At 30.1% G+C, this 8338-nt stretch carries 8 protein-coding genes and 1 pseudogene; 8 read left to right on the top strand and 1 reads right to left on the bottom strand.

Features of this window, described 5'->3' with window-relative positions; genetic code table 11:
* From Q0V15_RS10005 to Q0V15_RS09975, 7 genes and pseudogenes are all read left to right on the top strand, one after another.
* Window positions 1-133: pseudogene (locus Q0V15_RS10005) on the top strand (methylenetetrahydrofolate reductase [NAD(P)H]); the annotation flags it as partial.
* Window positions 134-145: 12 nt separating this feature from the next.
* On the top strand, window positions 146-598 hold the full coding sequence (locus tag Q0V15_RS10000) for an S-ribosylhomocysteine lyase (RefSeq protein WP_297438569.1): 453 nt from the start codon (window positions 146-148) through the stop codon (window positions 596-598).
* Window positions 599-652: 54 nt separating this feature from the next.
* Window positions 653-1318: a methionine synthase gene (locus Q0V15_RS09995; RefSeq protein ID WP_297438567.1), complete on the top strand. Its 666-nt coding sequence runs from the start codon at window positions 653-655 to the stop codon at window positions 1316-1318.
* Complete coding sequence (locus Q0V15_RS09990; protein ID WP_297438565.1) at window positions 1308-3689, top strand: homocysteine S-methyltransferase family protein; 2382 nt, start codon at window positions 1308-1310, stop codon at window positions 3687-3689. The genes Q0V15_RS09995 and Q0V15_RS09990 overlap by 11 nt, the downstream gene beginning before the upstream one ends.
* A gap of 98 nt (window positions 3690-3787) precedes the next feature.
* Window positions 3788-4501 carry a staygreen family protein gene (locus tag Q0V15_RS09985; protein ID WP_297438563.1) on the top strand — a complete coding sequence of 238 codons (714 nt, stop codon included), beginning with the start codon at window positions 3788-3790 and terminating at the stop codon, window positions 4499-4501.
* Between the two features lie 187 nt (window positions 4502-4688).
* Entirely contained in the window at window positions 4689-6053 is a 1365-nt protein-coding gene (locus Q0V15_RS09980) for a sodium-dependent transporter (RefSeq protein ID WP_297438561.1), read from the top strand.
* A 178-nt stretch (window positions 6054-6231) separates the two neighbouring features.
* Entirely contained in the window at window positions 6232-7530 is a 1299-nt protein-coding gene (locus Q0V15_RS09975; protein WP_297438558.1) for a homoserine dehydrogenase, read from the top strand.
* A gap of 43 nt (window positions 7531-7573) precedes the next feature.
* Here the strand turns inward: Q0V15_RS09975 and Q0V15_RS09970 are convergent, their stop codons facing one another.
* Window positions 7574-7942, bottom strand: coding sequence for a MerR family transcriptional regulator (locus Q0V15_RS09970; protein ID WP_297438556.1), 369 nt, complete (start codon window positions 7940-7942; stop codon window positions 7574-7576).
* A 145-nt stretch (window positions 7943-8087) separates the two neighbouring features.
* Between Q0V15_RS09970 and Q0V15_RS09965 the strand changes: the two genes are divergently transcribed.
* A partial coding sequence (locus Q0V15_RS09965; RefSeq protein ID WP_297438554.1) for an SDR family NAD(P)-dependent oxidoreductase occupies window positions 8088-8338 on the top strand: 251 nt, incomplete at its 3' end.

The following is an 8338-nucleotide window of genomic DNA, read 5'->3' as shown; positions in this document are numbered from 1 at the left end:
GCAAATTATAGATTTAACAGCTAGTGGAGTAGATGGAATACATCTTTACACAATGAATAATGCTTATGTTGCAGGCAAGATAAGTGAGAGTATAAATTCAATAGTTACATCAGTAAATAGAAAAGTAGTTTAGGAGGAGATAGTTATGGAAAAAGTAGAAAGTTTTGAATTAGACCACAGATTAGTTAGAGCGCCATATGTTAGAAAGTGTTGTACACTTGTTGGTGAAAAAGGAGATAAGGTTAGTAAATATGATTTAAGATTTTTACAACCTAATAAAGATAGCTTTGGAACGGCTGGAATGCATGGGCTTGAGCATCTTTTAGCAACTTATTTAAGAGATGAAATAAAAAATATAATTGATATCTCTCCAATGGGATGTAGAACAGGATTTTATTTAAGTGTTTGGGGAGAAGAAGATGCAAAAGTTATAATGGATGGACTTGAAAAGGCATTAAAAGTTGTATTAGAAGCAACAGAAATTCCAGCAGCAAATGAGATTCAATGTGGTAATTATAAAGATTTATCACTTTTTGGAGCAAAAGAATATGCAAAAGAAGCATTAAAAAAAGGATTTTCAACAGAAATATATGGTTAAATCTTTAGGCTATCTTTTATAAGGTAGCCTTCTTTTTTGAAAGTGGTGTTTAATATGATAGATAAAAATGAAGTTTTAAGATATTTAGGTCATAAGGGACAAGATATAGATGAGGATTTAAATAGTTTAATTGATAGTAGTATAAAAGAAGTTTTAGAGAAGGTTCATCCAAAGCAGGTCTTTGAAACTTATAATATTAGAAGAGAAAATAAAGTTATATATATAGAAGGAACTAAATTAAAGTTAATTGGTGATGATATTTATAAGTGCCTTGATAATTGTGATAAAGTAGTACTAATGGCAGTAACACTTGGAACAGATATTGAAAGACTTATAAGGCTTAATCAGAGAGTAAATATGACTAAAACAGTAATTTTAGATTCTATTGCAACAGCTTATGTTGAGGCTATTTGTGATAAAATTGAAGAAGATATATTTAATAAATATAAAGAAGAAAATAAAGGACTTAGTTTTAGATATAGCCCAGGGTATGGAGATTTAGGGCTTGAAATTCAGGGTGACTTTTTAGATGCTTTGAATGCTAGGAGAGTTATAGGACTAACTGTCAGTAGCAGTAATCTTTTGATTCCTAGAAAATCTGTAACTGCAATTCTTGGTATTAAGAATAATCAGAGTAAAAAGATAAAAAGAACTTGTGCTAATTGTTTGAACTATGAGAGCTGTAAATTTAGAAAGGACGGTGTTAAATGTGGGGATTAGAGAAAAAATTAAAAGTGAGTTTTTAATTTTTGATGGAGCAATGGGAACAATGTTACAAAAGAAAGGGTTAAAGCTTGGAGAAAATCCAGAAATTTTTAATATAGAACAGGCTGATAAAATATATGAGGTGCATAAAGAATATGTTGATGCAGGGGCTGATATTTTAACAACAAATACTTTTGGTGCTAATGAAAAAAAATTAAAGAAAATAGGATTTACTGTAACTGAAATTGTTACGAAATCTATAGAGATTGCAAAAAAAGCTATAGGTAATAGAGAAGTATACATAGCACATGATATTGGACCAATTGGGGAAATGCTTGAGCCTATGGGAACTTTAAGTTTTGATGAGGCTTATGATATTTTTAAAAATCAAATGATAGCAGGAGAAAAAGCAGGAGCAGATTTATTTATAATTGAAACAATGACAGATTTATATGAAGCAAAGGCTGCGGTTCTTGCTGCAAAGGAAAATACAAGCATTCCTGTAATTGCTACAATGAGCTTTGAGGAGAATGGTAGAACTTTTACGGGTTGTAGTGCTAAAAGTATGGTTTTAACTTTAGAAGGGCTTGGAGTTGATGCTATTGGAGTGAATTGTTCTCTTGGACCTGATCAACTTTTGGGTGTAGTTGATGAAATTGTTAAATATACTAATTTGCCAGTAATAGTTCAAGCTAATGCAGGACTTCCAGATATAGTTGATGGAGAGGCTGTTTATAATGTTTCTGCTAAAGAGTTTGCAAAGGGAGCAGAGAAATTTGTTGGGCTTGGAGCAACAATAATTGGTGGATGTTGTGGGACAACTCCAGAATTTATTAGTGAAATTAAAGAACTTTTAAATGGGCGAGTTCCAGAAAAAAGAGAGCATGTTATTCAGAATGCTTTATGTACACCATCAAAAGTTGTGGAGATAAATGGAGTTAGAGTTGTGGGTGAGAGAATTAACCCAACAGGTAAAAAGCTTTTTAAAGAAGCCCTAATCAATGAAGATATGGACTATATACTTAATCAGGCAATTGAGCAGGTTGAGGCTGGTGCAGATATTCTTGATGTTAATGTAGGGCTACCAAAGATAGATGAGAAACAAATGATGATAAGAGTTATAAAAGAGATACAATCAATATTAGATGTTCCACTTCAAATAGATTCAACAAGAGCTGATGTTATAGAAAGTGCTTTAAGATATTATAATGGGAAAGCTATTGTTAATTCTATAAATGGTGAAGATGAAGTTATGGATACTATTCTTCCTATTATAAAAAAATATGGTGCATCAGTTATAGGGCTTACCCTTGATAAAAATGGGATACCACCAAAAGCTGAGGATAGAGTTAAAATTGCAGAAAAGATAATTGATAGAGCTAGGAGTTATGGAATTAAAAAAGAAGATATTTATATAGATTGTTTAGTTTTGACAGCATCAGCACAGCAAAAAGAAGTTAAGGAAACTTTAAAGGCTGTTTCAATGGTTAAAGAAAAGTTAGGAGTTAGAACACTTCTTGGAGTTTCAAATATATCATTTGGACTTCCTAATAGAAAACTTATAAATGAAACATTTTTAACTTTAGCGTTTGGTGCAGGACTTGATTTGCCTATTATGAATCCTAATATTAAAGGGATGATGGATGTTGTACATTCATTTAAAGTTTTAAGTAATGAAGATGTTGATTCAGAGAACTTTATAAATATATATGGTGGAAATCAAGGTGAAGACAAAAGTAAGAAAGTTGAGAGTATAGGTGGAGAAAGAGATTTATTAACTATAGTTGTAAAAGGTTTAAAGGATGAAGCAAAAGGTGCGACAGAGAAACTTTTACAAAGTGGAAAAATTGAACTTGATATAGTTAATGATGATTTAATCCCAGCACTTGATATCGTTGGTGAAAAATATGAAAAGGGTGAAATATTCCTACCACAATTAATTAGGTCGGCAGAAACTGTAAAAGGAGCTTTTGAAGTTTTAAAAGAAAGTATACTTAAAAGTGGTGCTGAAAAAATTAGTAAAGGAAAGCTTATTTTAGCAACTGTGAAAGGTGATATTCATGATATTGGAAAGAATATTGTTAAAGTTATTTTAGAGAACTATGGGTATGATGTTATAGACCTTGGGAAAGATGTACCAATTGAAAAAGTTGTTGAGGTAGCAAAAGCTCAAAATATAAAACTTGTAGGGCTTAGTGCACTTATGACAACAACTCTTGTAAGTATGGAAGAAACAATAAAAGCTATAAGAGAAGCAGGGATAGAAACAACTGTATTTGTAGGTGGAGCAGTGCTTACAGAGGATTATGCACAGATGATAGGTGCAGATTTTTATGCAAGAGATGCAAAGGAATCTGTTAAGATTGCAAGAGAGATATTAGGGTAGAGATTAAGAAAACTTAACAGTACAAATATTATCTTTACTCACAAGTTGTACAGTAAATCATATATTGGTATGAAGTAAACAATTGTGGGGTGAGATAAATGACTAATAATTTAAATGCGGTTAGGTGTAAATATATTGGGAGCGTTAATGAAGTTGAACCAATAAATCATAGAAGATATACTTTTTTAGAAAATGAAGAAGTAAGTAGACTTATTGTCGGACTTAGATTTGATTCAAGAAATACTGATAATAGTGGCAATGAATTAATTGGACAATGGGCATTATGGGATGATAAATATACTTTGTATTTTCACGTAAATATAAAAAATGATGAAAACATTCAATGTGTTGCAATTAGAGATTTAAACATAAGAGAAGAATTAGCTGATAAGATAAAAAAACTTATAAAAGCAGAAAGCAAATTTATAAAGGCTAATGAAATATTGCAGTATTCAAAAGTTATAGTATATTTTAATAGTTCTCTCCCTTATTATAATAGGGTAGAAAATTGGGGGAATATAGATGATTATTTGAAGGAAAAAGACTTAAGTCATTTAAAATATAAAAGAAAAGAAATAGAAGTTTTGAAAGCTTTATTAAAACCATATATAAATAAAAAGTTAGTAGAGCTTCATAATGGAAATTTTAATATTGATTATATAGATATAATATCGCTAGAGAATAGAGACCTTGTAGAAGTCTATGAAATAGAATTTAATGTTGTTATAGATAACGATATATTATTTATTGGGAGTGCAAGGATAAGTGATGGAAAGATAGATATAATTAATTTTAATTTATATGAAAAGTAAGAAAAAGCAGTTTAGTGTAACTAGACTGTTTTTTTCTATTTACTAATAAAATGGATGAAATATTATTAAAGTGAAATAATATTCACTATAAAACGAATAAAAAGTAGGGTAAAACCGTAAATGTATTGATAAAATGATAGTTTTTAGTATATAATGTAAAAAACATAATTTTAAGGGGGGATAAAATATGTCAGTTAAAACTGAAAAAGGAAGAGAAAAATTTTCTTCAGGACTAGCAGTATTCTTAGCTACACTTAGCTCGGCGGTAGGTCTTGGGAATATATGGCTTTTTCCATACATTACAGGGGAGAATGGTGGAGCAGCATTTATTTTAGTTTATTTCATGTGTGTATTACTTATAGGGCTTCCTATTTTAGTTATTGAATTTGCAGTAGGAAGAGGAACAAGGAAAAATATTTATGGAGCTATAAAAAGCTTTACTAATAAAAAAGTATTTAAAGCAATAGGGATAATTGGAATCATAGCAACAAGTTGTATATTATTTTTCTATACAGCTGTTGCAGGATGGGTTTATTCATATATATTTAAGGCAATGACAGGCTTATTTAATGGCATGAATCCAGCACAGGTTTCAGATGTTTTTGTTAAGACAGCTGGAAATCCTACAAGTGCAATTATGTGGCAGCTTGTAGCAATAGTTGTAGGTTGTGGAGTACTTGCATGTGGAGTTAAAAAGGGAATAGAAAAACTTACAAAAACTCTTATGCCAGTTCTTATAGCACTTTTACTTTTCTGTGTTGTTAGAAGTTTAATGCTTCCGGGTGCAATGGAAGGCGTGGAATTCTTATTAAAGCCTGATTTTTCTAAGATTAATTTAGGTGTTATTATTGCAGCTATGGGACTTGCATTCTTTAAGTTATGTGTTGGAACAGGAACAATGGTTACATATAGTAGTTACTATACTGATGATAATAATTTACCAGCAACAGGAGCTAAAGTTGCATTAGCAGATACGGGAGTTTCAGTTCTTGCAGGACTTGCAATTTTCCCAGCTGTATTTTCATTTGGACTTGAGCCAACAAGTGGACCAGGATTATTATTTGAAACAATACCATTAATATTTGCAGGGATTCCAGGGGGGACAGTTCTAACAGTATTATTCTTTATTCTTACAGGAATGGCAGCAACTATGGCTATGATTTCTTTAATAGAAGTTTTAACAGCTACATTAACAGAGGAATTTAAAATTGATAGAAAGAAATCACAAATATTTAATGTTATATTTATTATAGCTTTTGGTTCTCTTGCAGCATTATCAGGACATCCAACAGCTCCACTTGCAGGTGTGAGTATATTTGGATTCACTATATTTGATTTTTATGATAAGCTCGTAAGTTTATTTTTACTTCCAATAAATGCATTTTTGATGTGTATTCTTGCAATCTACTATGTAAAAAAAGATTTCTTTATAAAGCAGATAACTAATAATGGTACATTAAAAAATGAATGGATAGCAAATGCATTATTATTTACAGTAAAATATATAACGCCTGTTTTAATATTAATTATTTTTATAGGAGCATTTATATAAAGTTAATCCTCACTCAGGTATTGAGTGGGGATTTTTTGTCTATAAAAGTCGAAGAGTTCACCAGTGAAATACATCTGTATTTTTATTTTTCAAAAGTGTGGTAAAAATGGTAATATAAGTATATAATAATTTTAAGATAATTAACTTTGGGGTATTTTAAAATAAGGGGGCTGAAAAAATGAAAAAGATTAAAATCGCACTTCTAGGATTGGGGAATGTTGGACGTGGTGTTTGGAAAATATTTGAGGCAAATAGAGATGAAATTAGAAAACGTTCAGGCTATGATGTTGAAATTGCTAAAATATTAGTAAGAGATATGCAAAAAGCAAGAGGTGTGGAAGTTCCAAAGGAACTTTTAACAACAAGTTATAAAGATATCATAGAAGATGATGATATTAAGATAGTTATTGAGCTTATGGGTGGCATAGAACCAGCTAAAGACTATATTTTACAAGCTATTAAGCATGGAAAACATATTGTCAGTGCTAATAAAATGCTTCTTGCTAAAATGGGTGATGAGTTATTTGAAGAAGCAGATAAACATGGAGTTAAGTTTCAGTATGAAGCAAGTGTTGCAGGTGGAATTCCAATTATAAGTAGTATAAATGATAGTCTTACTGCTAATAAAGTAGAAAAAATGTATGGAATTATAAATGGAACAACTAATTATATTTTAAGTCAGATGGAACTTGAAGATATGGAGTTTGATGTAGCACTTAAAGAAGCACAGGATAAGGGATATGCAGAAGCAGATCCAACATCTGATATAGAAAGTTATGATGCACAGTATAAATTAGCTATTTTAGCATCACTTGCTTTTGGAACAAAAGTTGAAGTTGAAGATGTTTATAGAGAAGGAATAACAAGTATAACATCAGAAGATATTAAATTTGCAAAAGAGCTTGGACTTAGAATAAAACTTCTTGCAACTGTTAAGGAAGATGAGAAAGGTCTTGAACTTAGAGTTCACCCTACAATGATTCCAGCAACTCATCCACTTGCAAATGTATATGATGCATTTAATGCTATATTTATAAAAGGAAATGCAGTAGGCGAGCTTATGTTCTATGGTAGAGGAGCAGGAGATTTACCAACTGGAAGTGCTGTTGTGAGTGATATAATTTCTATATTAAGAAGTAATGTTGATCATGAAAATGATATACCTGTTGTTAAGAATAATCTTTGGAAGAAGAATATTAAAGATATAAGTGAAACAGTTTGTAGATATTATATGAGAATTACAACTCTTGATGAGCCTGGAGTTTTAGGTTCATTAACTAAGGCATTTGGAGATAATGAAGTAAGTATAAGATCTATAATTCAAAGAGGTAAAAGAAGAAATGGGCAATATGTAACATTAGTTCTTGAAACTCACCATACAACAGAAGGTTCAATACTTCATACAATTGATAATATATATGAAATTAAAGAAGTTAAAAAAATTGATAACCTTATAAGAATAGAAGAATTTAGATAAATTTAAGTTAGATATTATAGTTCAATATTAATGAAAGGCAAACCTATTTGAGGTTTGCCTTTTTTAGTATTTCTTTATAGTTTTTAATTTTATAATCTAGTTCTTTATTAACTATTTGGAGTAGTTCTAATTGATGTAATATATTTTGTTGCTGCTCTTCTAAAATAGAAAGTCTTTGACTGCTAGTGTGTTCACCTTCTTTGAATAATCTTGTATATTCTTTGATTTTTGAAATTGGCATTTGAGAATTTTTTAGTCGAATAACAAATTTAATCCATTTGATATCATTTTCTGAGTAAATTCTATTTCCTTGTATATCACGCTTTGGAAATAATATTTCTTCTTTTTCGTAATATCTAAGCGTATAGGAACTTACATTGGTTATGTCTGATGCATCTTTAATTGAATACATAGAATAATCACCTCACTTTTATGATGTTATTATAAATCATAAAATTAATAAAAAAAAGATATTGACTTAGAGTAAGCTCTAAGGTGTATATTAAGAATAACAAATAGGAAAAATGAAATTATAAGAAACTAAGGAGGAAATTAAAATGAAATATACAGTTATTACAGGTGCAAGTACAGGAATAGGTAGAGAAGCAGCAAAGGAATTTGCAAAAAGAGGCAAAAATTTAGTTGTGGTTGCAAGAAGAAAAGTAGAACTTGAGAGTTTAAAAGCTGAAGTTAAAGGCATTAATGAGAAACTTGATGTTATTATAAAGGTTTCAGACCTTGGTAAACTAGAAAATGTATATAAGTTATATGAAGAGTTAAAAGAATTAGATATAGAAACATGGATAAA

The sequence above is a fragment of the uncultured Clostridium sp. genome, from assembly GCF_947036855.1.
Classification (GTDB): Bacteria; Bacillota; Clostridia; order Clostridiales; family Clostridiaceae; genus Sarcina.
Note: the sequence above shows the minus strand (reverse complement) of the source record. Positions and strands in the feature narration are given on the sequence as shown.

What these genes read in the sequence shown, in the direction of transcription:
- Q0V15_RS10000 (WP_297438569.1), top strand. Translation starts at nt 146, where the DNA reads ATGGAAAAAGTAGAAAGTTTTGAATTAGACCACAGATTAGTTAGAGCG.
- Q0V15_RS09995 (WP_297438567.1), top strand. Translation starts at nt 653, where the DNA reads ATGATAGATAAAAATGAAGTTTTAAGATATTTAGGTCATAAGGGACAA.
- Q0V15_RS09985 (WP_297438563.1), top strand. Translation starts at nt 3,788, where the DNA reads ATGACTAATAATTTAAATGCGGTTAGGTGTAAATATATTGGGAGCGTT.
- Q0V15_RS09980 (WP_297438561.1), top strand. Translation starts at nt 4,689, where the DNA reads ATGTCAGTTAAAACTGAAAAAGGAAGAGAAAAATTTTCTTCAGGACTA.
- Q0V15_RS09975 (WP_297438558.1), top strand. Translation starts at nt 6,232, where the DNA reads ATGAAAAAGATTAAAATCGCACTTCTAGGATTGGGGAATGTTGGACGT.
- Q0V15_RS09970 (WP_297438556.1), bottom strand. Translation starts at nt 7,942, where the DNA reads ATGTATTCAATTAAAGATGCATCAGACATAACCAATGTAAGTTCCTAT.